The sequence below is a fragment of the Peribacillus sp. P4_D6 genome (genome assembly GCF_056401795.1).
The window spans coordinates 22253-48528 of sequence record NZ_JBFUIQ010000014.1 but is presented as its reverse complement, the minus strand read 5'-3'; the positions used below and the strand labels follow the sequence as shown (position 1 = coordinate 48528).

Sequence of the window (26276 nt, the reverse complement as noted above, 5' to 3'; positions counted from 1 at the left end):
CTTAAAGGCGAAATTCATCAGAATAATAGTTGCTTTATATGCCTATCAGCTAATTACCGGAAGTGTTCGATTTTGTTAATAACAGGATTAGCGGAACCTCAAAAAGATAGAAAATGAGGTTTTTTGAAGTTTGCTATTGTCTCATTATTTCTATTCGTTGTTTCCATACTGGGTTTCTTAATGGACTAACAAGGTTAGTTCAATAACTAGGTTGTTTACGGCACCCTTAAGGGGAAGGTTAAAAGAAAAAGTTGAAGAATATATAGAATGAACGGGAGGTGTATGGGAGGAAAATGAAGATAATGGAACTGCCAATTGAATTTGAATTTAATGGACAAAAAAATCATATTAATCCTAGCTTGATTATTTCAAAGGATGAACTAACCTTGGTCGATACAGGGTATCCAAATTTTTTACCTTTCATTGAAAATGAATTTTTTAAAAATGGTTATGACATGAAGAAGTTAAAGAATATTATCATTACTCATTATGATATTGATCATATAGGCTCCTTATATGACTTCAAGGAAAAGTATCCCCACATTAACCTGATTGCAAGTGAAGTGGAGTCAAAATATATTAGTGGTGAAATGAAGTCAGAGAGATTGGTTCAGGCCGAAGAAATGCTAGAAAATATGCCAATTCAAGAAATCGAATTCGGGAAATGGTTTATCCAACAATTAAAGAATTTAAAGCATGTTTCAATTGATGAAAAGGTACATGATGGTGATTGGATTTTGGATAACGAATGTAGAGTAGTAGCAACACCGGGACATACTTCAGGTCATATTTCATTATATTTTCCACGTTTAAAAAGTGTAATAGCAGGTGATGCAGCTGTTATAGAGAATCATGAATTGCTCATTGCTAATCCGAACTTTTGTTTAAATGTCGAGAAAGCAGAACAGTCTTTAAGAAAGATTAAGGATCTAAAAGCTGAAAACTACTACTGTTATCATGGCGGGACATTCACTATATAAATGGGTCCTTGCTTAACCTCTTTTTGTCGATATACTCGATAATTRGGTCTGTCTGCAATTATTAAAAAACGTTCAGAGTTAATTTCAGAAATCCGCTCCCTTTCCGCCGACTGTCTGCCAAGCCCTCACTGCAAGCGGCTGTGGGATCTCGACTAGCCAGTTATTCGGCAGGAGTGTCGCAAATTTCTCATAAGGATAAACGGGTCTTCATTTGAATGGTCCGGGGTGAGACCATTCCGGGGATTTGTAGACTAACTCGATAATAATCAAGTTGTCAAAACTTGAACATTTATTTCCACTCTAGGCATTCGCTTTCGGCGGGTGCTCGCCCTCGGCACTTTTGCGCCTGGGGGATCTCCTTAATACTCGATTTTCTCGCAGGATTCTTGAACCTTCCGATCCAATCAACTAGAATGTTTTTTTACTGGACTTAAATCAGCCTAAATACTGCTTTAATATTTCTAATCCTATTTTTAACTCATCGAATGAGTTTGTGGAAGAAAGGGCAATACGCAAATACATATCAGGTGTGGTTTGCCCGCTTTGAAAACGATTGGAATGAAATACACGAATGCCGCGCCTTTTCAAATCGGTTTCGAGCTGTAACGCATCGTTATGTCCTTTAATTGGAAGCCAGCGATATAGACTGAGAGGATGTCCGACATCCTTTCTTAAGGGGAAATATTCCGAATAAATATCATTTGCAGTTTGTGCAAGCCGTTTCTTATGAGAAACAATTTCATGAGCCTTTCCTGATAGGATTAGCTCTGTGATAACCTCTGCATCAAAAGAAGAGGTTTTTACATTTATGTTGAAAATGGCCTGGGAAATTTTCTCGCGTAATGTTTCTCCATAAACCATATAGGCAACTCTTAATCCGGAACATATGGACTTAGAGGTGCCGCAAATATAAACGCTCTGTTCCGGAAGCAAATGGAACATCGGCTGCCGGTAGTCGGAGATAATGCCTGCCGTCAGGAATGCATGAATATCATCCTCAATCAAAATTAACCGATGCTTTCGGATTACCGCTGCCAATTCTTGCTTTCGAATATCCGACATCATGATTGTGGTCGGATTGTTGCAGGAGGGCATCAGAAATATCCCGTCAATATTTGTTTGACAGCATTGCTTTTCAAGTTCATCTGGCAGCATTCCAAACTGGTCCCCGTGAATGGGCACTAACTTAATATGAAACATCTTTGCCAGCTCGATAAAGTTTGAATAGGTGTATAAGTCGGTTGCAATTCTATTACCAGGCTCAAACAAAGCAGCGAGGGCAACAGCCAATGCATTTTGGGCACCGGAAACGATTGCTATATGCTCTTGATCCGCGTGAATGCCGAAAGATTCCATCCAGTTTAGAGCTGCTGTTTTTTGATGTGGAATACCAGTCGGATCGTTGTAATTGAGCAGCTGCTCCAAATAACTTTTGTTCACGGTTTTTTGTAAAGTTTCTGAAACGATATCATTGGTTTGCTCAAAAGATGCCACAAAACCAAGATCGATGCTGTTTGCCGTTTTATCCGCGGAAATGGTGATGGAACGAGTGGCATTGGGAGCCACAAAGGTTCCGCTTCCCGTAACGGCATATATCAATCCCTTTACCTCGCACATTTTATAGGAACGGGTAATCGTAGTGAAATTTAAGTCAAGAAAATCTGCCAATTCTCGTTGGGGGGGCAACTTGGTTCCAGGTGCTAAAAAGCCATTTGTTATATCTTGTTCAAGTAATGATGCGAGAGATTTATAAAAAGGACGCTTTAATGCATTCTTATCAGGTTTCCAGGACATTGGATAATTGTCAAATGAATTTACTGGCATATTTCACCTCTCCTAGACTTATTCCATACAATCATATCATTTTTTGTATGGAATTCTAATATTGAAACGGTCGGCTTTAAAAGAGTATAAGGTGATTAGCCTATCAGACTCCCCCATTTTGATGAAATGGGGGAATTTCATTTTAATTGTAATCCATACAATTAACTTGTTTTTTGTACGGATTTTGTATGTTAAGTTTAAATAAATTTAGCCATCAGGATGTGATTTATATGAAAAAACGAACTCAACTGATACCAGCATTTCGTGCGGCTTTTCCGTACACAGTGCCCATATTGGCAGGCTTTTTATTTTTAGGCATCGCTTATGGGATCTTTATGAATTCATTAGGGTTCAGCGCGATTTACCCGATATTGATGAGTCTAACGATATTTGCAGGATCGATGGAGTTTATTGCAGCCAATTTATTGCTTGTCGCGTTCAATCCGATTAACGCCCTTTTTCTAACCTTAATGGTGAATGCACGGCATTTGTTTTATGGCATATCCATGCTTGATAAATATAGGGGGACCGGTAAGAAAAAGCTGTATCTGATTTTTGGGCTTTGCGATGAGTCTTTTTCCATCAATTGTACTGTTGATGTACCGAAGGATGTGGATAAGGGCTGGTTCATGTTTTTCGTGACACTGCTCAACCATTGCTATTGGGTGATAGGAGCAGCGATTGGCGGCATCTTTGGCTCTTTTGTCAAATTCAATACAGAAGGACTCGATTTTGTTATGACGGCTCTCTTTGTCGTGATTTTCATTGAACAATGGATGAAAGAGAAAAACCATCATAGTGCTCTTGCTGGGCTTGGCCTGTCAGCTGTCTGCCTAATTATATTTGGCGGAAGCAACTTCATTATCCCTGCCATGCTTGCCATTTTGGGGTTACTTTCCTTACTTAGAAAGCCGTTAGAGAAAGTTGAGGTGAGAACCATATGACAATGACTTTAACTCAGCAAATCATTACAATTGCGATGGTTGTTTTAGGTACAATGCTTACAAGGTTTCTTCCGTTCATCGTTTTCCCATCAGGTAAACCCACACCGAAGTATGTACAGTATCTCGGTAAAATGCTGCCATCCGCAGTAATTGGGCTTTTAATCATTTATTGTTTAAAGGATGTAAGCCTGCAATCTGGAAGTCATGGCATCCCTGAATTCATTGGGGTGGCGGTCGTTGCCCTGCTTCACGTTTGGAAGAAAATGATGCTCCTCTCGATAGCGGGGGGAACGATTGTCTACATGATGCTGATTCAATTGGTTTTTTAAAGAGATAATGATCAGCACAGCCAACTCCCATCACAATTACTGATATCGATGGAATTGGAAGGGGCAGGTATAGGCAATAGACGTCCTGCATGAGCAAAACCTGATCGCAACCATGGAGGCAGTGTCATACCAAAAAGATCATTATTTTATAGAACTTGATGAACAAAATTAAGCACTCATAGTTTACGAGCAGAGCTGTCTTTAAGGCAGCTTTTTTTTATGGCATTTTAGGGCGGTGCAGTTTACATGCATTTCTTCATAAGGTATAGAAATATTAATCAATCCTCTTTCCAGCAATCCTGAAATAGGTCGGTTATTCTGAATCGCTGAAAAGGCTAGGCAGTGGGCACATACTCAGGAAAGTTGTTTTGTAGGAGTAAACTTGTAGTTTCTTAGGAAAATCATTACCGAACTTAATAACAATGATAGTAAACCCACGAATACCACGTATTGTGTACCCAGCTCTGATATGAATAATCCACCTGCTGCAGCTCCAATTGTCGTTCCCAAGTTAACCGCTGTTAAAAATAGTCCATTAGCGAAATCAGGAGATTCGGAGGCTGAAGACATGATCCAGTATTGATTGATATTACCCCCTATACCAGCTAAAATCCCCCAAATTAATGTAAGGATAGCCATAGGTATGGTGAACTGTCCAAATAAGAATAATATGATGTAAACTGCTCCCAATGCAAAAGGGAAAATCACTACAGTTTTGTTCGCATTTTTAGTAAGCAGCTTCCCTGCCGCGATGTTTCCAATAATATTGGCACCACCGTAAATGAGTAACATTAAACTGATTGTATTCGAAGACATATTCGTAACAGTTTTCAGATACTCAGTAAGATAGCTATAAACTCCAAATATGGCTGAGTTCAATAAAATGACAGCCACAATGGAAAGCCATGTAATCGATTTTTTTAATACGGATAATTGCGCTCCGTAAGAAAGTTTTTCCTTAACAGGCATGGATGGTACAAAAATCAATGTAGAAAGAAATACAATCGCATTAACAATCGCAAAGAATGCCATCGCCATTTCAATTGAAACGGCATTAGCAATAAAACTTACGATGGGTACACCGACTACCATTCCAGCGGATACTCCGATAAAAACTTTAGAAACAGCTTTTGGGGCTTCTTCCTTGCTGACGGAGTCTGCCGCGACGGTAAAAGCCAATGAGCAGTAAATCGGATGAAAAAAGGCTGGAATTATACGAGCAACTAATGCAAGGGTAAAGTTAGTTGTAAATATGGATACGATGTTCCCCAAAACGAAAACACCTAGCACAAGCAGCATGACCTTCTTCCGGTTCATCCCCGAAAATAATAACGGCATAGTTGGACCGGATACAGCTACAGCAAGGGCAAAAAGACTCACAAGCAATCCTGCTTTTGAGATGCTGACATGAAAGTGATCGGCAATGGAAGGCAAGATGCCGATTACCCCCATTTCAGTATTGATGATTCCGAAAACACCGATGGTTAATATAAAGATAAGTAAGTTATTTGGTTTAGTCATAAAATAGATTTCCTTCTTTCAGGAAAGTGTCATTTTCTAGTAGCGATAAGGAGTCATCTTACATTTATCAATTAGGTAAACTTTTTCAATTGTAACGGTAAAATCACTGTTGATATCTACTCCAGATTCAATTTTCCCTAGTTTAATAAGACATATCCAAAGGCCATATAAAAAATAGCTGAATTCCATGCATTGCGTATGGAATTCAGACAAAAAGGTGTGAGTCCCGACAAGATTTGCAGGACTCACACAGTGGTTTCACTCAAAGCTCGCTGCGATTCATACTGGCCTTATTTCTTCTTCAGATTTTCTTTGAAGAAGGACTCGAGCTTATCAAAGGGGATTAAATTCACCCGGTCGTACAGATCGACATGACCTGCGCCTGGAACAATGTAGAGTTCCTTCGGTTCGGCAGCCAGCTTGTAGGCGTCTTCGCTGAACTCTCTGGAATGAGCGTTTTCACCCGTGATGAAAAGCATCGGGCGAGGGGAAATCGTCTCAATGTCTTCGAACGGGTGAAAGTTCATGAACTTGACGTTACTGGTCAGAGTAGGGTGTGTCGTCCGTTCCGGCGTTGTGCCCTTGGGAGTGAATTCACCTCTTGGAGTGCGGTAGAAGTCATAAAACTCGCGTTCAATCGCGGTAGAGCTTTCATTCAGTTCATGTACTGTCCCACTGGTGTATTTGGTTTTACCGCCTGTGAACTCCACATAGCGTTGCTCCGCTGCCTCTTCGAGAATCTTCTTTCTCTGCTCAAGAGTCTGCGAGTGTTTAAGCCCGTTACGGTTGGCGGCCCCCATGTCGTACATACTGACTGTCGCAATGGCTTTCATGCGCGGATCGATCTTGGCTGCGCTGATGGCAAAGCTCCCGCTGCCGCAAATCCCGAGAACACCAATCCGATCTTTGTCAACAAACGGCCGGGTGCCTAGGAAATCCACCGCAGCACTGAAATCCTCGGCATAGATATCCGGAGAAACCGCGTTGCGGGGCTGACCCTCACTCTCTCCCCAGAAAGACAAATCCAAGGACAAAGTAACAAATCCCCGTTCAGCCATTTTAGCGGCATACAAATTTGCACTTTGTTCTTTTACTGCGCCCATAGGATGCCCGACAATGATCGCGGGATTTTTGGTGTTCTTCTTCAAACCTTTGGGTATGAAAAGGTTCCCTGCGACATTCATGTTGTATTGGTTTTTAAACGTAACCTTCTTCATGGTTACCTTGTTGCTTTTGTAAAAGTTGTCTGCCCCATTCGTCATGTCTGGCGTGTATGCAGCGCCAACGCCGGTCTTGGGTGCAATGATGGTCACGGATAAAAGCAAGCCCAGTGCTATCAATGTGAGTACACGCCTGATAATCGTTTTTTTTTTCATTTTTAAAACAACACCCTTTCTTATTTTTGTTTTGAAAAAAATTCTTTGGTGACTATCATGGTGTACATTGCCCTCGTTCAAAAAGAAAGCATCATTGATTGATTAATCAACATCTGTTTATAATTATTAAATAGAAACAGAATGCTCTCAATGGTTAAATGAACGCAATTCGTTGATTACTCAACAAATCAATAAAAATTGTTGATTATTTTTTAGGAAAGTTTGGTGACCAAACCATGCCGAAAGTAGACAGAAGAATAACCAAAAGCCAAGAAGCCATTAAAAAGGCTCTCATTGAACTGATGTCCGAAAAAAGTTTTGATGACATTACCATTCAGGATATTGCAGACAGAGCAAATGTTAATCGAGGAACCATCTATCTACATTACTTAGATAAATTTGATCTATTAGATAAAATCATGGAAGAACATATAAACAACATGAGTAATTTTTGTGAATCGGCAACTGAAATGGATTATATAGAATCGACTGTACACTGTATGGAATATTTTAAGAGCAATTATTTATTCTTTTCGACGATGTTAGCGAGTGAAGGAGCTCCATATTTTCGCAGTCAGTTCCTTAAGTTCAATATCGAAGAGTTCAAGAAAGATGTGGACATAACAAAAGGGAAAAATTCCGATCAAAATGAAGATGTAATTGTTCAATTTGTTGCAAACGCATACGTAGGGGTAGTGGAATGGTGGTTAAAGAATGGAATGCCTTATCCACCTCGTGTCATGGCAGAAAAAGTGGGGGATTTGTTAGAGAGGATTGTATAACTAGCTAATGAGAAACTTACCTGGGATAGTGGTCTCTTGACGCAAAGGGGTGTCTTAAGGCATCTCTTTTTTTATGGAACAAAAGGGATAGATGGGTGTAGAAGGACTATTACAGGAATAGTGGAATTATAATAAATGGAATATATTTTTAACTGTAGTCCAAGGTTCCTTAAAAGTTGCTTGATTTTAAATCAATTGCATAGTAAGGAGAATTTTAGTATGAAAATAAAATGGTTTGGACATTCTGCCTTTTTACTAACATCCGAAAGAGGAACCAGGATTCTTATTGATCCATATTATCGCTTCATCCGTTACCGTATGCCAAGCGTTGAACCAGATATAGTCGCCGTTACCCATAATCATTTCGATCACAATAAAATTCAGGCTGCAACAGGTGATTACTTGCTTGTGAATGAGCCGAAGGAATACATCCGCGAAGATGTAAGAATTAGAGGATTTAAGACATTTCACGACAAGGTAAATGGTGAGAAGAGAGGCCCCAATATTTTATATCGTTTCCAAATGGACGATCTGACCATCTGTCACTGCGGAGATTTAGGGCATCTATTATCAGAAGAACAAGTAAATGAAATTGGAAAAGTGGATGTTCTCATCATTCCTGTAGGAGGTACAGTCACGATTAATGCCTTAGAAGCCACTCAAGTAATGCGTCAATTGAAATCTACTATTACGATTCCCATGCATTACAGAACAAAGTCATTGTCGGTTGTTGGCTTGATGTTTTCAAAGGTAGATAAGTTTCTTCAGATTTCCGGAAAGCGAACAACCGAAGTTAAGACATTGGATATTTCCAAAGAAAATTTGCCGGAATATGCTGGTGTCGTTACCATGCTCTATGAATGAATATAAGGCTGCGATGTGGATCACAATGATTGCGATGTCTAAAAAATGTTGCAAATTGATAAGAGATCTTGTTAGTAACGAAAGGGCAGGTTAGTTCAAGAACAAAAAGGGAAGATACTAATCAATGAATTGAATCAATTAAGCTTCCTCTTTACGTTATAAGGAGATAGAATATAAATAAAAAGGTGATGACAATAAAAAAAGTAAAAAGTATCCTATTCTTTCTTCTTGGGGCCATATCTCTTTTGATTGGTATCGCAGGGACTGTGTTACCAGTTCTGCCAGGCGGTCCGTTTTACTTATTTGCTGCCTTTTGCTTTGCTAAAAGCTCCAAGTCGATTGAAAACTGGTTCAAGAGCACCTCATTATATGAAAAATACGTTGAAGCATTCCTTCAAAAAAAAGGCATGACCCGAAGAGAGAAAATAAGAATCAATTTAATTGCCGATTTCTTCATCGTGATTTCTGTATTTTATGTGGACATCCTATTGGTGAAAATCTTATTGGTCGTACTCGCCCTCTACAAACATTATTATTTCATAAAAAAAATTAAGACAATTGACCGAAACGGTACGGAAAAAAGAGCGTTTTGAACCTTCAAATAACGGGTCCTAACTGCAATAAGAGAGTTGCTTCGGTAGCTCTTTTTCTATTGGAGCTAACTGGACAGGAAAAGGGTAGGGAATCATGAAAAAATATTTAGGGGTTATATCGTTTGCTTTAATGAGAATGGTATTCCAGGGTAATGGATTTTAAAAAGTTTATTCAACAAACAGGTACATAAGTTGAGAACCAGAGCGCCGAATGGTGGTTTTTTTGCTAATAATGGGTGCGTTAGCTGAAGGTTAGAGCGTCTTTAAGGCAGCTTTTTCTTATGGGACTATCGCGGCAGATTAGTTAAACAAGCTATGATGAACCAACTGAATACTTAATGGAAAAAGGAATTTTTGACGGTTGTGTGAACAGGTAGGATTAGCAACTAGACATAAAGAATACCTATTTATAAAAGGGGGCTTCTTTAATGGAAAAAGAAAAATTACTAGCTGTGAAATGTTCGTGCTGCAAAAAAGAATTAGACGCAATAGACTTGGTCATCATAAATGAATCACTTCAGCTGACGCATATTCAATGCCCTTATAAAGGAGAAAAAGCAATAATTGATGTAGGATATTTTAATGATGTATTCCGACAATACCTGATCTGTACTCATGAAAAAGCCCCTATAAGTGGGGGGATGTAAAGTCCATAGCTTTGCATTTTTAGCAAAAACTTTGTTAATTCGGTTCTATAAAGAGCCATGTCGATCAGTTCTTATGGAACAAAAGGTGCAGGATAGTTCAACAAACGTAGTGGCTGGAACCGTTTTCTTCTGGGGTACCGCCAAAAAGGTCGGGCAAATACTGCCCGACCTTTCAACTATACTCCACGACATAGATAATGGGATATTAATAATTAGAAACTATAAATATCATTCCTCAATATGTATGTAGATTAGCTTTACTTTGCAAATAAGTGGTTGCCTATTCTAATGACTGTTTCCCTTGTGAAAATCCATTCATCTGTTGCCGACAACGGATTATAATAATAAACAGAACCATGAGTAGGATCCCAACCTTGTAATGCATCAATAACAGCTCGATAAGAATGGCTATTTGGGGTCAAATAATATTGCCCATCATGTACAGCTGTAAAAGCATTTGTCTGGAAAATAACATCGTAAGTATTTTTAGGAAAACCTGACGTTGACATTCGGTTCAAAATTACTGCAGCGACAGCTACTTTTCCTTCATAAGTTTCTCCTCGAGCTTCTCCATGAACAACCCTGGCCATCATTTCAATACTATTTAATTTTTGTTGTGTTTGGTTTCCAAAAACTCCATCTGGCAATATTCCAGAATCTAGTTGAAGTTGTTTCACCGCATGATCAGTAATTGAACCATAATACCCTGTTGGTTGCCTGTTAAAGTAACCCATTTCCTTTAAATTTTCTTGTAAGTCATAAACTGCTTGTCCTTGACTTCCATTGTGTAAAACTTCTTGAGCAAAGATTGAATTGGGTATAAGAAACATGAAACAAATAAAAATAACAAACGACATTTTTTTTACATTTACCATCAAGTAATACCACCCTTCGATTCATTTTCCTACTATTCTACCTTATCATACAAGAAAAATAGATTTATATTACATTATTACTATTTTAAACCAAAATTTTAGGGGGTCTTCAGACAAATTCATCTGTTTTCTGGGTACCGTCTATCGCCATCAAGCTTAGTAAAAGGATTATACCCAAAACGAAAAATTAAGCTATATGCTGTTGAAGATAGCTTTTTTCGTTTTGGGGCGTAATGAAATTTTAACTTGATGGGGTGCTACAAGACCCCTTATGGAACTATCGAGGCAGGATAGTTCAACAAAACATCGAGAGTCATAAAGTTACAAGTGGAACCCTGCGTAACACACATGTACTTAGACGGTGCTGACAAATGGCAGTCTGTTATAGGATAATGGTGATATATATTTGATGGGCAAAATATTAGGGGGAAACTCCCTATAGAAGGATGTGCTTAACGATGAATGTAGAAATGGTCATGCAGGAGCTTGAAGCCCTAGGCAAGGAACGAACTAAAAAAATGTACATATCCAATGGTGCGCATGAGCCGCTTTTTGGCGTGGCGACAGGCGCCATGAAACCAATTGTAAGGAAAATTAAAATAAATCAGGATTTAGCTGAAGAGCTTTATTCGACAGGCAACTATGATGCCATGTACTTTGCAGGCATCATTGCAGACCCAAAAGCCATGACTGAGTCTGATTATGATCGTTGGATGGATGCTGCCTATTTTTATATGCTGTCCGATTATGTAGTGGCTGTAACTTTATCGGAGTCAGATATTGCACAAGAAGTATCCGATAAATGGATTGCAAGCGGTGAAGAGCTGAGAATGTCAGCGGGCTGGAGTTGCTACTGTTGGCTATTGGGGAATCGAAAAGACGTTGAATTTTCAGAAAGCAAAATTTCCGATATGCTGGACCTTGTGAAACATACGATTCACGAATCGCCAGAACGAACGAAATCCGCTATGAATAATTTTCTATCCACCGTGGGGATTTCCTATTTGCCGCTCCATGAAAAGGCAGTCGAGACCGCAAAGGCAATAGGGAACGTAGAAGTCAAACGGGACAAGAAAAAAAACAGTTTTCTAAATGCATACGAAAGTATTCAAAAAGAAGTCGGTAGAGGAAGGCTTGGTTTTAAACGCAAGCATGTAAGATGTTAAGATTGGTTTTGCAAAATGAAGGGTAATTTCAATGAAGGAGGTTGCTTAGGCAGCCTTTTTCTTTGTTGATGAACCAATACACACTAAATGTGGGGTGAATGATACTTGAAGTCATTTCAACTAAACGAAAAAACAAGATCCTTTTTAGCGGAATATCAATTATTTGAAGATGATTTGATACAACAAGTGCAGTTGCAGCACCGTTTGGAATTAGTGGCGGCATTTGGGATCCAAAAAGGAATGCGTGTATTGGAAATAGGTTGTGGTCAAGGGGATACAACCGTGGCAATAGCAGATGCAGTAGGTGAAAGCGGATCTGTTGTCGCAATAGATATTGCCAGTCCCGATTACGGAGCACCGTTAACATTAGGTCAAGCAACAGGACGCATAAAGAAATCTTCATTAGGAGAACGGATTGACTTCCATTTTGAAATGGACTTTGATTTTTTTGAATCACCCATCCCATTTGATGTAGCTGTATTATCCCATTGTTCATGGTATTTCAAGCAACCAGAGGATTTATTGAAATACTTTAAAAAGATTCGCGGATTGGCAAAACAATTATGTTTTGCAGAATGGGACCTCGACTTCACCTGCCTTTCTCAACGTTCCCACTTTTGTGCAGTTTCCATTCTTGCACTGCATTCAAACTTCGTAAAGAGTGAAGGAAATATCCAAAACTTATTTCATAAAACTCAAATTCTCCAGCTGCTCCAGCAAGCAAATTTTAAAGTGATAAAACAACTTACAGTCGATGCAACATTTTTGCAGGACGGTCAATGGGAAAAAGATTATGCAAATAGTATCCGTGCAGAATTTATTAAAGTCCCTAACATGATACAAACGTTAATTACTGGTTATTATGAACTGATGAACACTTCGAATGGTAAGGAGAAATCATTAAATAGCTTCGTTGTTTGTGCAAAGTAATAACTGTATTCAAATGAATTCAAGGTCCAGGGCAGCCTAATGGGTTGCTTTTTTTGCTTACTAAACTAACGGGGCATCATGACCGACATCCACCTCCTGAAAGATTGAACGAAGGAATGTAGTAGCACCGACTCAGAAAGACATGTGAGGGGTGATCTCCATGAGATATGTGGGTCTCTCACTCGATGTTTTAGATAATGGGGGGAATGGCCGTGTAACCCTCCGAAGAAAGTAGTTTCTAGTGAATTAGCTCAACTTTTTTCGGAATGGTTTATGGTTTCGTTTGGTCGACTTGATATTTTAGCTTTATGTGCATGAGGTAGCAGCATTACGAGGGAAAAATACTCTTAGCAAATTTAGAAATTAATAAAGCAAATTTCCCCTAACCTATAGGGGCTGGCCAACAGTTTTCCATCCGAAAATGGGACAAGCATAGGAAGAGGACAAAAAAGGGTATTTTTGCCTTGGAGTGGGTCTTAAGTCTGGAATTGGACAACGGAAAGCACCTGGAACGGGCCATATGTAGTGGGTTGTTCACGCCTTACTCAGTGAACGAGCTCCTTTAGAGTTTTGTATTGTGAATTTTCAAAAAATGATATTGCAAAATGGAAACAATTCAAATAAAATCTATTTTAAGGTAAATACTTTTTTATTACCTTAAAATAGATTTGCAATTGAGCTAATCTATGTGGGTTAAGCTAATGTGTCCTACTGTTTTATGGATTTTGTAACCATTAGGTAAATTTAGCTTCTCAAATGAACGTAAAAATTTGAAAGGAGTTAATTATTTTAGGCACAGTACTAAGCTATCTATGTTGGCGAATAATAATATACCCCATTAAGAGAGAGGGAATTTCATGAATCAAGAACGATATTTGAAAAAGAAAATGGGCTTTTGGTCACTTACTGCATTATCTCTTGGAGGAATTATTGGATCAAGTTGGCTTTTTGGACCATGGAATACGGCAAAAATGGCTGGACCAGCTGCTATTATGTCTTGGATTATTGCTGCATTCGTCATTACTCTTATAGCTCTTGTTTATGCTGAATTAGCAAGGGTCAGACCAGAAACAGGTGGTTTAGGTCGTTATCCCCTTTATTCCCATGGAAAATTGCTTGCTACAGTGACTAGTTATTCGATTTGGCTTGGCTACTGCGCCACTGCACCCGTTGAATCATCGGGAGTTATTCAATACGCTAACGAGTTTTGGCCAGGCCTATATGATATATCTAAGGAGCAACTAACGACAACAGGAATTCTAGCATCGACTGTTTTAATGGTATTTTTTGTTGTGGTGAACTATTTTGGCGTGAAATTATTTGCGGTCACGAACACCATTATCACCACGATTAAATTTATAGTCCCTGTCCTAACCATCATTGCTTTTTTTATGACAGGTTTTCATGAAGAGAATTATACAAGTCATGGGTTTGCGCCTAATGGCTATGGCGCAGGATTAAGCGCAATCTTAACTAGTGGTATATTTTTTGCCTATACAGGATTCGGAAATGTGGTAATGATGAGTGGCGAGGTGGTAAACCCAAGACGGAATATTCCACTTGCTCTTATCACATCGCTGTCAGTCTCGGCAATTTTATATGTTTTACTTCAAATCGTTTTCATAGGAGCCGTACCGCCGGAAATGCTAGCTAATGGTTGGAGTGGAATTAAATTTGACTCGCCATTTGCTAATTTAGCACTGATGGCGAATATGGTTTGGCTTTCTTGGACCATTACAGCGGACGCAATGATTTCCCCAACTGGATCAGCACTTGCTTATACAGCAGGAACTTCAAGACATGTTTTTGGAATGGCGAAGAGTGGATTCCTCCCTTCTTATTTCGGAACCATTAATAAAAGATTTGGAGTTCCAACACGTGCACTTACTCTTAATTTCCTAATCGGGTTGCTTTTCTTGTTTCCTTTAAAGAGTTGGACTGCGATAGTTGCAATTGTTGGAGCAATTGGTATTTTCAAATACGCTTCAGCATGTGTCACGGTAATGGTGTTTCGTAAGGTTGGTTTGACAAAAGACAACGGTATCCCAGGCATGAATTTTATTGCTCCTTTAGCCTTTATATTTGCCACTCTACTTATTTATTGGACAAATTGGAGTAGGGTTCAACTTGCAATTTGGGGATTGGCAATTGGAATTGTTGGATATTTGATTACTCATTTTATCAATAAACATAAATCGGTAGAAATCCTAGGTGGGATCTATCTTGTTATTTATATTCTGATGCTCGTTGGGATATCATCAATCGGAAATTTTGGTGGTAAAGGTATTATTCCAGAGCCATTTATGTCTTACATCGTGGCAATAATAGGGTTCATTTTTTACTATTTTGCTGTTTATAACGGTGTTTGGTACATGCGAAAAAAGGGGAACGTCCAAGAATTGCAAGATATGGATAACACGGATATTTAAAATCAATTTCATTTTACAAAAGGAGAAATGGTTATGAAGCTTTGGGGTGGACGTTTTAGAAAAGAAGAAAATAAATTAATGGAAGACTTTAATAGTTCTCTTCATGTTGATATGAGACTTTATTCTGAAGATATTAAAGGGAGTATTGCACATGTGAATATGCTTGTGAAATGTGAATTGCTTACCAATGAAGAAGGAGAAAGCATTATAAAGTCTCTTCTTTCTATATTGGAAGATATCGAGAGCGGAACATTAGAGATCGAAGGCGATTTTGAAGATATTCATAGTTTTGTTGAAACAAAACTAACAGAACGAATAGGTGAAACAGCAAAAAAACTCCATACAGCAAGAAGCCGAAATGATCAAGTTGCTTTAGATATCAGGCTTTACGCAAAAAATAAGGCGTTAGAAGTGATCGAGTATATTGAAGAGCTTCAAAATAACCTGGAAGAAAAGGCAAAAGCAAACAATGTGATTATGCCAGGATACACCCATCTACAGCGAGCTCAAGTAGTAACTCTTAAGCACCATTTAATGGCCTACTTTAATATGCTGGATAGGGACAGAAAAAGAGTTCTTAATGCAATCGAAATTATGAACGAAAGTCCACTGGGGTGTGGAGCATTGGCAGGGACGACTCATAATATAGACCGAGAAATGACAGCGGCGGAGTTGGGTTTTTCAAAACCTGTAAACAATTTCCTCGATGGTGTTAGTGATAGGGATTACCTTCTAGAATTAATGTCTAGTTTTTCGATCATCATGATGCATTTAAGCAGATTAAGTGAAGAACTGATTTTATGGAGTAGCCAAGAGTTTAAATTTATTAGTATTGATGATGCATATTCTACAGGTAGTAGTATTATGCCTCAAAAGAAAAATCCTGATGCAGCAGAGCTTATAAGGGGGAAAACAGGACGAGTATATGGTTCTCTTACTTCGCTTTTAACGACGATGAAAGGGTTACCATTGGCTTATAATAAAGATATGCAGGAAGATAAAGAACCATTTTTTGATGCATTGGATACAGTATTGTCTTGTCTGGAAATTATGTCCAATATGATTTCTACCATGAAGGTGAATACTGAAAATATGAAAAATGCTGTAAAATATGGCTTTCTCAATGCAACAGAAGTCGCTGATTATTTAGTCAGCAAAGGGGTTGCGTTCAGAGATGCCCACAGCATTGTTGGTTCTATTGTCATTTATTGTGAAGATCATAATAAATCAATAGAAGAGTTGACTCCGGAAGAATTGATGAGCTTAAATCCATTAATTGAAGGGGACTTATATGACTTTATTGATTATCAAAATATATTAAATAAAGGCATTAAGGTGAATTTATTAAAATAATCTAATTTTCTCCAATTGAAGAGCTATAGCATAGAAGATAAGTACGATCTATGCTAATAGCTCTTTATTTTTTTTAAAACATATAATCAAACTCCCCCTTTAAATCAAGAGATACAATGTCTTGTGATAAATGTTTTTCCAATAGAAGAAGGATTAAACTTTAATTTCCTCCATTTTAAAGATAAGATTAAAGTAATTATGTTTTTGAACTAAGGAGAAAAATATGTATAAAATTGGGGTAGTTGGTCCTAATTCATCAGTTGAGCGCATTATTAATTTAGGTAAAGAATATGAGTCGATCATGGAATTTAAAGCCTACCCATATGAGGATTTCAGAGAAACTGAAAAAATAGTTTTGGAATTCAACAAAAATGTGGATGTCTGGTTTTTTTCAGGCCAAATTTCATATATGGTTGCAAAAAATACTGTGGGAATAGGGGAAAACCTATTATATATCGATCATACTGAATCAGGCATCTATAAAAGTCTTTTGCATATGGGATATTTTCAAAAGGAGTTTTTGAGTAAAGTAAGTATTGACGAAATAACTACAACCCATTTAGAGCAGGCGTTAAAACAAATTGATATTACTCCAAAAGAAATGTATATAAAAAACTTCAATATCGATTCAAGCACGGAAGAATTAATCGCATTCCATCTTGATTTATGGAAAGCCGGAAAAACGGAAGGTGCACTAACTTGTTTCGAAGCTGTATATCTAAATTTAAAAAAAGCAGGTGTACCAACCTATCGAATATCTACAACTGATATGGAAATTCGCCAATCATTAAGAATTCTTGCAGAAAAATCGAGAACTTTTTACTTTAGAGATACCCAAATTGGTGTTCAAATTATTGAAATTGAACATTTTGATAAAATATTTGAGAAAGCTAAAAGCTCGTATCATCTGCAATTTTTAGAGATAAAATTAAAAGAAACTCTTCTTAAATTTTGCGAACAATTGGAGGGGTCATTAGTTGAGAAGGGAAACGGCCGCTACTTTATCTTTAGTACACGGGGTACAATCGAATCCAAAATAAAAGATTTAAAAGATACTGTTTTTCTGTTGTCAAATGAATCCAATGCTACTGTAACTGTAGGTATTGGATATGGGCAAACACTTCACTCAGCAGAAATAAACGCTCAACGTGCCATCCAACTTTCAAAAGAAAAGTCAGACAAGGGCATCGTCATTGTACAAGAGGACGGAACAATGATTGAGTCTGCAGGTGAAGAGGAAGAATTACGTTTTTCTTACCGGATAGATGACAAGAATTTTATGGAAAAACTAAAAAAGGCTAAAATAAGTGTGAAAAATTATAATAAATTGTATGCTTTAGTCAACAGAATGAAATTGAAAGATTTTACAATAAAAGATTTAACAACACATCTCTATTGGGATGAAAGCAATGCACGGCGCATTGTAGTAAGTTTATGTGAAGTTAACTTAGCAGAAATCATTGGTGAGGAATCTTATTCTTCTCGAGGAAGACCGAGTAAAATTTATCGTTTAAAATAAGACCCATTTTCGGGTGTTTTTAGACTTTCAGCTTTTATCCCTTCTGGCAGTATTAAACTAGATCTTAAAAACTTCCATGAAGTAAACGAAACACTAGATAGCTCGACTATTTAAAGGCATCCATTACAGGTGCCTGATTTTTTTTGTGGACCTTAAAACAGTGTAAGCAACTGAATAAGGAATCACAAGAAAATCCATTTTGAACAATCCTTTTTCAAAATGGATTTTTTTATTTACGCTAATATGGGGGTTAAAGAGGACACTTTGATTAATCTTTATTTCAAAGCTACAGCAGTTAAAACATTTCATTAACTTCCCATGATTCGACTATTTGATGCGCCATCCTTGGATCATATCCTTTACCCATCAGATAGGCAATAGCTGCAATTTCCATCATTGCATGTGGGACAGATGTTTTTTGAGCTTCGTTTAAACCATACTGTACCCAAGGGCCAACCTGTGACAATGTTTCTTGTTTGAGATGGTGCGGGTTAGTGTAAGAAGGATACACAATATTACATCCTTTCAAAAATATAGATAAATATCACAATCCTATTTTATGCACCTTAACTTATCCCGTGTTCGATATTCTCTAATTTTATAGATAAAAGTTATGGGGCAAAGGATGTTCTTCTTCAACAATGGGTGGAGGGTAGTTTAAGTGGAAAATTTCACAAGTGTTTCTAACTAAAGTATTGTAACTTCTTCGAAAAGAAACAATCAACCTAAAAGTGAATTTTTTGAAATGGGTCAAACTAGTGGTATCGATTGATAGATTTATGAAAAAACGTTGACAAAGTCCACTAATAACAATAAAGTATTAGTGGATAAAGTCCACTAAAAGGAAGTGAATCATGAATATAAATAAAAATACCATGGCTGATATCCGGCAATTCAATCGATTTTATACAAATATACTTGGTGTGTTGGATAAGCATATATTGGATACCGGATATTCTTTCACTGAGGCACGGGTCATTATGGAAATCGGTTTGATGGAGCAGTGTATAGCAAACAACTTAGTTGATAAACTGGAAATTGATCGCAGCTATATGAGCAGAATAATTAACAAGTTAAGAAAAGATGGACTGGTTATGAAGGAACACTCGACCTTGGATAACAGAACGATTCTGATTCGGTTGACTCCAGAGGGGATGACTCTTTTTAACCAGCTTAATGAAAGATCTGATGAACAATTAGTGAGATTATTCCAAGGATTATCACAAAATGAAATTAAAGAAATCCATGCTTCTATGATGTTCATTCAGAAGAAATTGGATGGTTTGGGGAGATTAAAGGATGATACGTTTTGAAAATGATTATACAGAAGGTGCCCATAAGCGAATTCTGAACCGATTAATAGAAACCAATGAAGAACAAACACCCGGATATGGAGTGGATGAACACTGTGAAAAAGCGAGAGCTTACATTCGAAAAGAGTGTGATGCCGCGAATGCGGATGTACACTTTTTAGTGGGAGGAACACAGACGAATACAACTATCATCGCTTCAATTTTGCGGCCGCATCAAGGGGCGATTGCTGCAATCACCGGGCATATCGCGGTACATGAAACAGGCGCAATTGAAGCAACTGGCCATAAAGTGCTTACTTTGCCGAGTGATGATGGAAAAATTCAACCTGAACAGGTGAAAGAATTATATGATGCCCACTGGAATGATGTTACCCATGAGCATATGGTACAGCCAGGCTTGGTTTACATTTCCAACCCTACAGAAAATGGAACGACTTATAGTAAAGCCGAATTGGAAGCATTAAGTGAAGTTTGCCGGGAATGTAGTTTGCCATTGGTATTGGATGGCGCCAGATTAGGGTATGGCTTGGCTTCGAAGGACTGCGATTTAACCTTGGCTGATGTTGCAAGGCTATGTGATGTGTTCTATATAGGGGGAACGAAGGTTGGGGCAATGTTTGGTGAAGCGGCAGTCATCATGAATGATGCCCTGAAAAAGGACTTCCGCTATTTCATCAAGCAAAGGGGAGGAATGCTCGCTAAAGGGAGACTATTGGGGATCCAGTTTGAAACCTTATTTGAAGACGGCCTATACTATGAAATTTCTAAACATGCCGTGGAAATGTCAATGATGATTCGGGAAGCATTTGTTGAAAATGGATTTTCATTACGATATGATTCCACATCAAATCAGCAGTTTCCCATCTTGCCGGAAGATGTAATGCAGGAATTAGGTAAAAAGTATTCATTCTCCTTCTGGGAAAAAGTCGATGCTACACACAGTGCTGTGAGATTTTGTACCAGTTGGGCTACGAAAAAAGAACATGTTGACATGCTCGTAGAGGATATCAAGGCAATAAAAGGAGAAAAAAATGGCCACGATCGAGTTATATTTAGAGAATAGTTATCTAAAAGAATGTTCGGCAAATATTGTTTCAATACAAGACCGGTTTGTTGTGTTCGATCAAACCATTTTTTATCCAGGCGGCGGTGGGCAGCCCTGTGACCGGGGAATCATAAAACAAGGTGATGAAACTTATAAAATATTAACAGTAAAAAAAGTAGATGGTGAAATCATTCATGAATTGGAACGGCCATTAAAGGACATTAATCAAACGGCAAAGATGCAGATTGACTGGACTTGGCGGTATCAGAATATGCAGTATCACACATTATTGCATGTCATTTCAGGTTATTTTTTTCAACATTACAATGCTTTAGCTACAAGCAGTCAAATTGAAAAAGAACATGCGAGATTAGAGCTGTCTTTTTCTCCTGACATAATGGAAGAAATACCATTCGATCAATTGGAACAATCGATAAAGAAGATACTGGCACAACCCCATAATGTTTACACGAAAACAATTAGCAGAGCTGAAGCAGAGCAAAAAGAAGGGGTTATTAAAACGGTCATTAACTTACTTCCAGCTTCTCTTAACAAAATTCGAATCGTTCAAATAAATGATATTGATGAGCAAGGATGTGGCGGAACCCACGTCAGCAACACGAATGAAATTAAAGACTTTTCCATTATGAAAATTCAACAAAAAGGTCCCACGAAAAAAAGGATTAAAATTCAATTTTTGGGATAAGTTCTGCTAATGAAAAGTATGGACTCCATATCCTTTGAAGTCGCCAATTATTTTTAGTTGGTGGGAGTTTATCGAACCTAAATATAAATCCAAAAAAAATCATTTTGACAGGAACAGATTGAAATAAGGTACAAAGTAAATAGGGCTTTTAACATGAGAGTTGTTCTGGCAGCTCTTTTTTTTTTGGAGTTAACTGGGCAAATAGCGACTTTAATTTTTAAAATTTACATGCAATAATTGGGACATTCGTTAAAATAACTAAAAAGTAAACGAGGGGGAGTCTGATGGAGAGGATTAATTATTCTATTGTTGATGTGTTTTCAAATTTAAAATATACAGGAAACCAACTCGCGGTTTTTAAAAACGCTGGGAATATTCCGGATAAAGAAATGCAACAGATAGCCAAAGAAATTAATTTTTCCGAAACTACCTTTATCTTGTCTGATTCAAAAAATGATGGCGGTTATGATGTCCGGATATTTACACCTAATGAAGAGGTTCCATTTGCTGGACATCCGACTATAGGAACTGCATATATCATTCAAAACGAAGTATTAGAAGCACCATTGGATAACATTATTTTAAACTTTAAAGGTGGACAGATAACAGTATCATTCAATAATCAAGAAGAGCTTCTATGGATGAAACAAAATCAACCAACTTTTGGCCGGATTTTAGATACAGATAAAATTTCTGAAGTTTTAAATATACATAAAGAAAACATGGATGATAGATTCCCCATTCAAGAAGTTTCGACGGGACTTCCAGTGCTTGTTGTCCCATTAAAATCATTGGAAGCCGTTAAAAAAGTAAAGATAAATAGAGAAAAATATTTTGAGTTAATTGAACATATGGATGCAAAAGCCATTATGGTTTTTTCTCCAGAAACATATGATTCGAAAAATGATTTGAATGTTCGCGACTTTGCGGACTATTATGGTATTCCCGAAGATGCAGCCACTGGCAGTTCTAATGGATGTTTAGCTGCTTACTTAGTTAAATACGGGTATTTTGAAAGAAGTGAAATAGACATTCGCGTAGAACAAGGATACGAAATCGAAAGACCTTCTTTATTGTTTTTAAAAGCAAGTGATGATAATGGGGAAATCGACGTTCATGTTGGAGGTAAAGTAGTGAAAATTGCTCAAGGTGAATGGTTTCTTTAATAACCTGACCTTTTCAACTGACAAATGCTTTACTTCAAAACAGGGAAGGTTGCTGAGGCAGCCTTTTTCTTATTGAACGAACAGGCATACTTACCGATAAACCAATCGATTTAATTTGAAAATGAATGACAATTAATGGGGAGAGTCCCACACAAAAGGAGGTCTTCCAAATGAATAAAGAATCAGTACTGATCGTGGAAGACGAAGAAAAGATCTTAAGACTGCTTGAATTGGAGCTTGAAATCGAAGGCTATCAAGTCGGAAAGGCAATGGACGGCAAGGAGGCCCTTGAGGCATATCAATCAAGAAAGTGGGATTTGATCTTATTGGATGTGATGCTTCCGGGTATAAGCGGGATCGAGCTGCTTCGGAAAATTCGAACGAAGAATAATATCACTCCTGTCATCCTGTTAACGGCAAAAGGCTCGGTTGAAGATAAAGTTTCCGGTCTTGATCTCGGCGCGAATGACTATATCACCAAACCTTTCCAAATTGAGGAATTGCTTGCCCGAATTCGTGCGGTTTTAAGAATGCGGCCTGCGGCACCTTCAATGGAAGCTGAAATCGGTGGATGGCTAAATACTGCCGATTTAAAAGTGAATGTCAAAACACGCGAGGTCATTAGAGGTGATAGTCATATTGAACTAACGCCAAAGGAGTATGATTTACTTCTTTATTTACTGAAGAATAAGCGTCAGGTGCTAAGCCGTGATCAAATTCTGGGAGCGGTTTGGGGGTATGATTTCCAGGGAGAAACAAACGTGGTGGATGTGTATATCCGATATGTTCGCAAAAAGCTCGAACATGGCTTTGAAACGCCGCTCATTCATACCGTAAGAGGCGTTGGCTACGTCATGAAGGAAGCAAAATGAGACTTCGCAAGAAAATAAACTTATATACTGCGGTGTTATTCATTTTCCTGCTGCTTTTGATGAATGTTTCCATTTATTTTGTTTTCAGTAATCTGATGATGGTGAATGAAATGAATCGTGCGAAAGCGGAGACGGGGAAAATTGCCTTTGATGTTAGTGAAAATGTTAATAATATATCTCCAAATGATTTACTTCGAGCCTATCTGCCTATAGATGGCATGATTGGTATCGTAATCGAAGGTCAGCGAAAAGGAACAGCTGTTACATCCAATTCTGAAAAACAATTAAGCAATCGAAATAGCAGCTTTTACCCCGGTGAGAAGAGCGAGATCATCACTTATCAGCAGAAAAAGTATGTATTCGTTTCAAACCCGATCGTTTGGGGGGATGGAAGTGTAGTTAATCTTCAAATCACCAAAAGCATGTCAGCAACCGAAGAAATGCTCGCTGTTCTGCGCATCGTATTAATCGCTGTAACCATCATTGCCATGATACCTGTTCTGATATCAAGCACTATTCTTAGTAACTTCATCGCCCGTCCGATTCGATCGATGATCGATACGATGAAGGAAATTCAAACTAGCGGCCAATTTAAGCGGCTTAGCCTAGAAGAAAAATCAAAGGATGAGCTTGTGGAAATGGGAAAAACGTTTAATCACATGATCGATTTACTGCAGGCCAACTTCGAAAAACAGGAGCAATTCGTATCGAATGCTTCACATGAATTAAAAACACCGCTAACTGTCATCGAAAGCTATGCAAGCCTTTTGAAGAGAAAAGGGTTGGAGCGTCCTGATTTGTTTGATGAATCCATAGAAGCCATTCATTCTGAAGCCATTAGAATGAGAGAGATGACAGAGCAAATGCTCCTGCTTGCAAAGCATCAGGAAAAATGGAATATAGAGAAGGAAAACGTCAATCTGACCGATATCATGGCAGAGTTAGCGAAAGTATATAAGAATGCGTACAATCGGACAGTGGAGATTTATAGTGGCGATGCAATTGAAGCAGTAACGGATGTTCAAAAGTTAAAACAGCTTTTGTTTATTTTTTTAGACAATGCCAGAAAGTATAGTGACGAGCTAATCTCCGTCTACATAGGACAAACAAGTAATGAAGCATATATCCGCATCGAAGACAGAGGGGATGGAATTCCAAAGGCTGAATTGCCAAAAGTGTTCGATCGTTTTTATCGTGTGGATAAAGCTAGAAACAGAAAGCAAGGCGGATCTGGATTGGGGCTTTCCGTGGCAAAGGAAATTGCTGATGCAATAGATGTGCGGATTGAAATGGACAGTCTCGAAGGCAGGGGAACGATCGTTACTCTTTTATTTAATTAAGCCAGAATGATGTTGGATGGGGGATACGATGAAGATTAGAAAAGTGCTGATACCAGCCGGATATATTCTCGTTTTTGGTCTGCTATCATTCGTCGGATTTCAATGGTGGGCTCCATCATTATCCGCGGAAAGTTTGACGAAAGAAGAAGTGAACCAGACAGCAAAGGATAAATTTCCTGGAACCATTATGAAGACAACGAAAAGTGAAGGTGAAGAATATCAGATTGAAATGCAGCTTGAAACCGGGGTCTATCAAATTAGGATGGATGCAAAAAGCGGGGAAGTCCGTTCTATAAAAAAAGAAACCATTGGTCATACAGCTGAAGCGACTACGGAAAAAGCACCCCAAAAGCTACTGACCCAAAACGAAATAAAGACGCGTATTTCCTCACAAGGTGACCTGGAACAAATTGATTTTGTACAGGAGAAAGACAACTCCTTTTATAAAGCGGTGGTAAATAAGAATAACGAAAAAATCACCTTGATACTCGATCCATATACAGGAGCTATAATTGACTCGACACTGGTGGCAGATAGTATCATTACAGAAAGCGAAGCAATTGCGATTGCCGAAAAACATGTAAAAGGAACAGGTGATGATACAGAATTTTATCAACCTCTAGATCAGACACCTTATTATTTGGTCGAAGTTGAATTGGAGGACGATCGAGACGCAGTCGTTCAAGTGGACGGCTACACGAAGGAAGTAAAAACAATCACATGGGAAGATGACGAAGAGAACGATAATGATGGCCCTGAATAAAATAGTGGCTCATAAGGGTTTACTAATCTAGACGTAAATTGAATAAAGCAAAAAAAAGGGTGATGCTATTAGCTGTCTAATATGCATCACCCTTTTTGGCTTTGGTGAGTAAGGAAAATGCAAAAAAAAAGAGAAGGAACTGTAATAATTCTCACCAATTTCTAATCCTTCTATCATTTAACTCTAATTAACTATCTCTAACATGGAATAAAGCACCAAATGATAAAACAGAGCCAAAGAAGTTAAGTGGATGAAAGGCATCTGGATTATTGTACATAAAACATTCCATCATATTTCTACACCTTAACAAAGTTTTGCAAAGAGAAAGGAGAATCAGTAATGTCAGTTATTTCTAGCATTCTGGATTACAACAAGACGTTTGTCGATCAAAACAAATATGAAAGGTTTCAAACGACAAAATATCCAGATAAAAAGATCGTCATCATAACGTGCATGGATACCCGGCTGTTGGAATTGCTTCCAAAGGCGATGGGGTTAAGAAATGGAGATGCGAAAATCATTAAAAACGCCGGAGCTATTGTTTCTCATCCATTTGGCAGCATTATGCGCAGTATCCTTGTCGCCATTTATGAGCTGAAAGTGGAGGAAGTGTGTGTGATCGGACATCACGGATGCGGTATGGTGGGGCTTCAATCCTCTTCACTGCTTGATGCCGCAAAGGAGAAGAAAATCAGCCAGGAGCAAATTGATATCCTTACAAACTCTGGTATTGATTTATCAAAGTGGCTGACAGGCTTTCAATGCGTTGAGGAGAGTGTAAGGAATAGTGTCCATTTGATCAAAAACCATCCATTATTACCGGATTCCATTGCCGTCCACGGTATGGTCATCCATCCCGAAACGGGTAAACTGGATCGAATCATAGATGGATATAGCAATATTGTCAGCAAGGAAGAAATGCATATCAAATAAAAGAAG

General features: G+C 38.2%; 25 protein-coding genes. 20 read left to right on the top strand and 5 right to left on the bottom strand.

Features of this window, described 5'->3' with window-relative positions; all coding sequences use genetic code 11:
- Positions 1-293: 293 nt before the first annotated feature.
- Positions 294-980, top strand: coding sequence for an MBL fold metallo-hydrolase (locus tag AC1DVB_RS07335; protein ID WP_477588760.1), 687 nt, complete (start codon positions 294-296; stop codon positions 978-980).
- Positions 981-1415: 435 nt separating this feature from the next.
- On the opposite strand, the gene AC1DVB_RS07330 is transcribed toward AC1DVB_RS07335, so the two are convergent.
- Positions 1416-2804, bottom strand: a complete 1389-nt coding sequence (locus AC1DVB_RS07330; RefSeq protein WP_053536227.1) for an aminotransferase-like domain-containing protein — start codon at positions 2802-2804, stop codon at positions 1416-1418.
- Positions 2805-2992: 188 nt separating this feature from the next.
- Between AC1DVB_RS07330 and azlC the strand changes: the two genes are divergently transcribed.
- Both azlC and AC1DVB_RS07320 read left to right on the top strand, forming a co-directional pair.
- On the top strand, positions 2993-3748 hold the full coding sequence (gene azlC, locus AC1DVB_RS07325; protein ID WP_328119416.1) for an azaleucine resistance protein AzlC: 756 nt from the start codon (positions 2993-2995) through the stop codon (positions 3746-3748).
- The gene (locus tag AC1DVB_RS07320) at positions 3745-4077 is read left to right on the top strand and encodes a branched-chain amino acid transporter permease (protein ID WP_034304141.1); all 333 of its coding nucleotides are present in this window, start codon (positions 3745-3747) and stop codon (positions 4075-4077) included. The genes azlC and AC1DVB_RS07320 overlap by 4 nt, the downstream gene beginning before the upstream one ends.
- A gap of 354 nt (positions 4078-4431) precedes the next feature.
- Here the strand turns inward: AC1DVB_RS07320 and AC1DVB_RS07315 are convergent, their stop codons facing one another.
- Together AC1DVB_RS07315 and AC1DVB_RS07310 are read right to left on the bottom strand one after the other, a co-directional pair.
- On the bottom strand, positions 4432-5598 hold the full coding sequence (locus tag AC1DVB_RS07315; protein WP_477588757.1) for an MFS transporter: 1167 nt from the start codon (positions 5596-5598) through the stop codon (positions 4432-4434).
- A 290-nt stretch (positions 5599-5888) separates the two neighbouring features.
- Positions 5889-6974, bottom strand: coding sequence for an alpha/beta hydrolase (locus AC1DVB_RS07310; protein ID WP_454861710.1), 1086 nt, complete (start codon positions 6972-6974; stop codon positions 5889-5891).
- 236 nt (positions 6975-7210) lie between these two features.
- Here AC1DVB_RS07310 and AC1DVB_RS07305 point away from each other — a divergent pair, with 236 nt between their 5' ends.
- From AC1DVB_RS07305 to AC1DVB_RS07290, 4 genes are all read left to right on the top strand, one after another.
- Entirely contained in the window at positions 7211-7756 is a 546-nt protein-coding gene (locus AC1DVB_RS07305) for a TetR/AcrR family transcriptional regulator (protein WP_057277023.1), read from the top strand.
- A 219-nt stretch (positions 7757-7975) separates the two neighbouring features.
- Complete coding sequence (locus tag AC1DVB_RS07300) at positions 7976-8620, top strand: MBL fold metallo-hydrolase (protein WP_340860216.1); 645 nt, start codon at positions 7976-7978, stop codon at positions 8618-8620.
- Positions 8621-8808: 188 nt separating this feature from the next.
- Positions 8809-9213, top strand: coding sequence for a YbaN family protein (locus AC1DVB_RS07295; RefSeq protein ID WP_048687144.1), 405 nt, complete (start codon positions 8809-8811; stop codon positions 9211-9213).
- A gap of 428 nt (positions 9214-9641) precedes the next feature.
- Entirely contained in the window at positions 9642-9860 is a 219-nt protein-coding gene (locus AC1DVB_RS07290; RefSeq protein WP_054399731.1) for a hypothetical protein, read from the top strand.
- A 257-nt stretch (positions 9861-10117) separates the two neighbouring features.
- On the opposite strand, the gene AC1DVB_RS07285 is transcribed toward AC1DVB_RS07290, so the two are convergent.
- On the bottom strand, positions 10118-10735 hold the full coding sequence (locus tag AC1DVB_RS07285) for a cell wall hydrolase (protein WP_477588753.1): 618 nt from the start codon (positions 10733-10735) through the stop codon (positions 10118-10120).
- A 458-nt stretch (positions 10736-11193) separates the two neighbouring features.
- On the opposite strand from AC1DVB_RS07285, the gene AC1DVB_RS07280 reads away from it, so the two are divergent.
- From AC1DVB_RS07280 to AC1DVB_RS07260, 5 genes are all read left to right on the top strand, one after another.
- The gene (locus AC1DVB_RS07280) at positions 11194-11901 is read left to right on the top strand and encodes a DNA alkylation repair protein (protein WP_057277020.1); all 708 of its coding nucleotides are present in this window, start codon (positions 11194-11196) and stop codon (positions 11899-11901) included.
- A gap of 105 nt (positions 11902-12006) precedes the next feature.
- Positions 12007-12831 carry an SAM-dependent methyltransferase gene (locus tag AC1DVB_RS07275; RefSeq protein ID WP_477588751.1) on the top strand — a complete coding sequence of 275 codons (825 nt, stop codon included), beginning with the start codon at positions 12007-12009 and terminating at the stop codon, positions 12829-12831.
- Positions 12832-13688: 857 nt separating this feature from the next.
- Positions 13689-15260: an APC family permease gene (locus AC1DVB_RS07270; protein ID WP_098863872.1), complete on the top strand. Its 1572-nt coding sequence runs from the start codon at positions 13689-13691 to the stop codon at positions 15258-15260.
- A gap of 33 nt (positions 15261-15293) precedes the next feature.
- Positions 15294-16613 (top strand): argininosuccinate lyase, encoded by a 1320-nt coding sequence (gene argH / locus AC1DVB_RS07265; protein ID WP_239859081.1) that lies wholly within the window; start codon positions 15294-15296, stop codon positions 16611-16613.
- Positions 16614-16836: 223 nt separating this feature from the next.
- Positions 16837-18132, top strand: a complete 1296-nt coding sequence (locus AC1DVB_RS07260) for a hypothetical protein (RefSeq protein ID WP_095679018.1) — start codon at positions 16837-16839, stop codon at positions 18130-18132.
- Between the two features lie 295 nt (positions 18133-18427).
- On the opposite strand, the gene AC1DVB_RS07255 is transcribed toward AC1DVB_RS07260, so the two are convergent.
- Complete coding sequence (locus AC1DVB_RS07255) at positions 18428-18643, bottom strand: hypothetical protein (protein ID WP_054399744.1); 216 nt, start codon at positions 18641-18643, stop codon at positions 18428-18430.
- A gap of 343 nt (positions 18644-18986) precedes the next feature.
- Here AC1DVB_RS07255 and AC1DVB_RS07250 point away from each other — a divergent pair, with 343 nt between their 5' ends.
- The 8 genes from AC1DVB_RS07250 to AC1DVB_RS07215 all read left to right on the top strand — a co-directional run bounded on the left by AC1DVB_RS07250 (position 18987) and on the right by AC1DVB_RS07215 (position 26270).
- A complete protein-coding gene (locus tag AC1DVB_RS07250) occupies positions 18987-19445 on the top strand; it encodes a MarR family winged helix-turn-helix transcriptional regulator (RefSeq protein ID WP_197483631.1) in 459 nt (152 codons plus the stop codon).
- A complete protein-coding gene (locus AC1DVB_RS07245) occupies positions 19432-20508 on the top strand; it encodes a threonine aldolase family protein (RefSeq protein WP_063575236.1) in 1077 nt (358 codons plus the stop codon). Before AC1DVB_RS07250 ends, AC1DVB_RS07245 begins: the two co-directional genes overlap by 14 nt.
- Complete coding sequence (locus AC1DVB_RS07240; protein WP_454861703.1) at positions 20477-21196, top strand: alanyl-tRNA editing protein; 720 nt, start codon at positions 20477-20479, stop codon at positions 21194-21196. Before AC1DVB_RS07245 ends, AC1DVB_RS07240 begins: the two co-directional genes overlap by 32 nt.
- A 284-nt stretch (positions 21197-21480) precedes the next feature.
- Complete coding sequence (locus AC1DVB_RS07235) at positions 21481-22362, top strand: PhzF family phenazine biosynthesis protein (RefSeq protein ID WP_477588747.1); 882 nt, start codon at positions 21481-21483, stop codon at positions 22360-22362.
- 170 nt (positions 22363-22532) lie between these two features.
- Positions 22533-23234, top strand: a complete 702-nt coding sequence (locus AC1DVB_RS07230; protein ID WP_034304119.1) for a response regulator transcription factor — start codon at positions 22533-22535, stop codon at positions 23232-23234.
- Positions 23231-24574 (top strand): sensor histidine kinase, encoded by a 1344-nt coding sequence (locus AC1DVB_RS07225; RefSeq protein ID WP_057277010.1) that lies wholly within the window; start codon positions 23231-23233, stop codon positions 24572-24574. Before AC1DVB_RS07230 ends, AC1DVB_RS07225 begins: the two co-directional genes overlap by 4 nt.
- A gap of 28 nt (positions 24575-24602) precedes the next feature.
- The gene (locus tag AC1DVB_RS07220; protein WP_454861701.1) at positions 24603-25337 is read left to right on the top strand and encodes a PepSY domain-containing protein; all 735 of its coding nucleotides are present in this window, start codon (positions 24603-24605) and stop codon (positions 25335-25337) included.
- A 339-nt stretch (positions 25338-25676) separates the two neighbouring features.
- Positions 25677-26270 carry a beta-class carbonic anhydrase gene (locus tag AC1DVB_RS07215; RefSeq protein ID WP_264639384.1) on the top strand — a complete coding sequence of 198 codons (594 nt, stop codon included), beginning with the start codon at positions 25677-25679 and terminating at the stop codon, positions 26268-26270.
- The last annotated feature ends 6 nt before the right edge of the window (positions 26271-26276 follow it).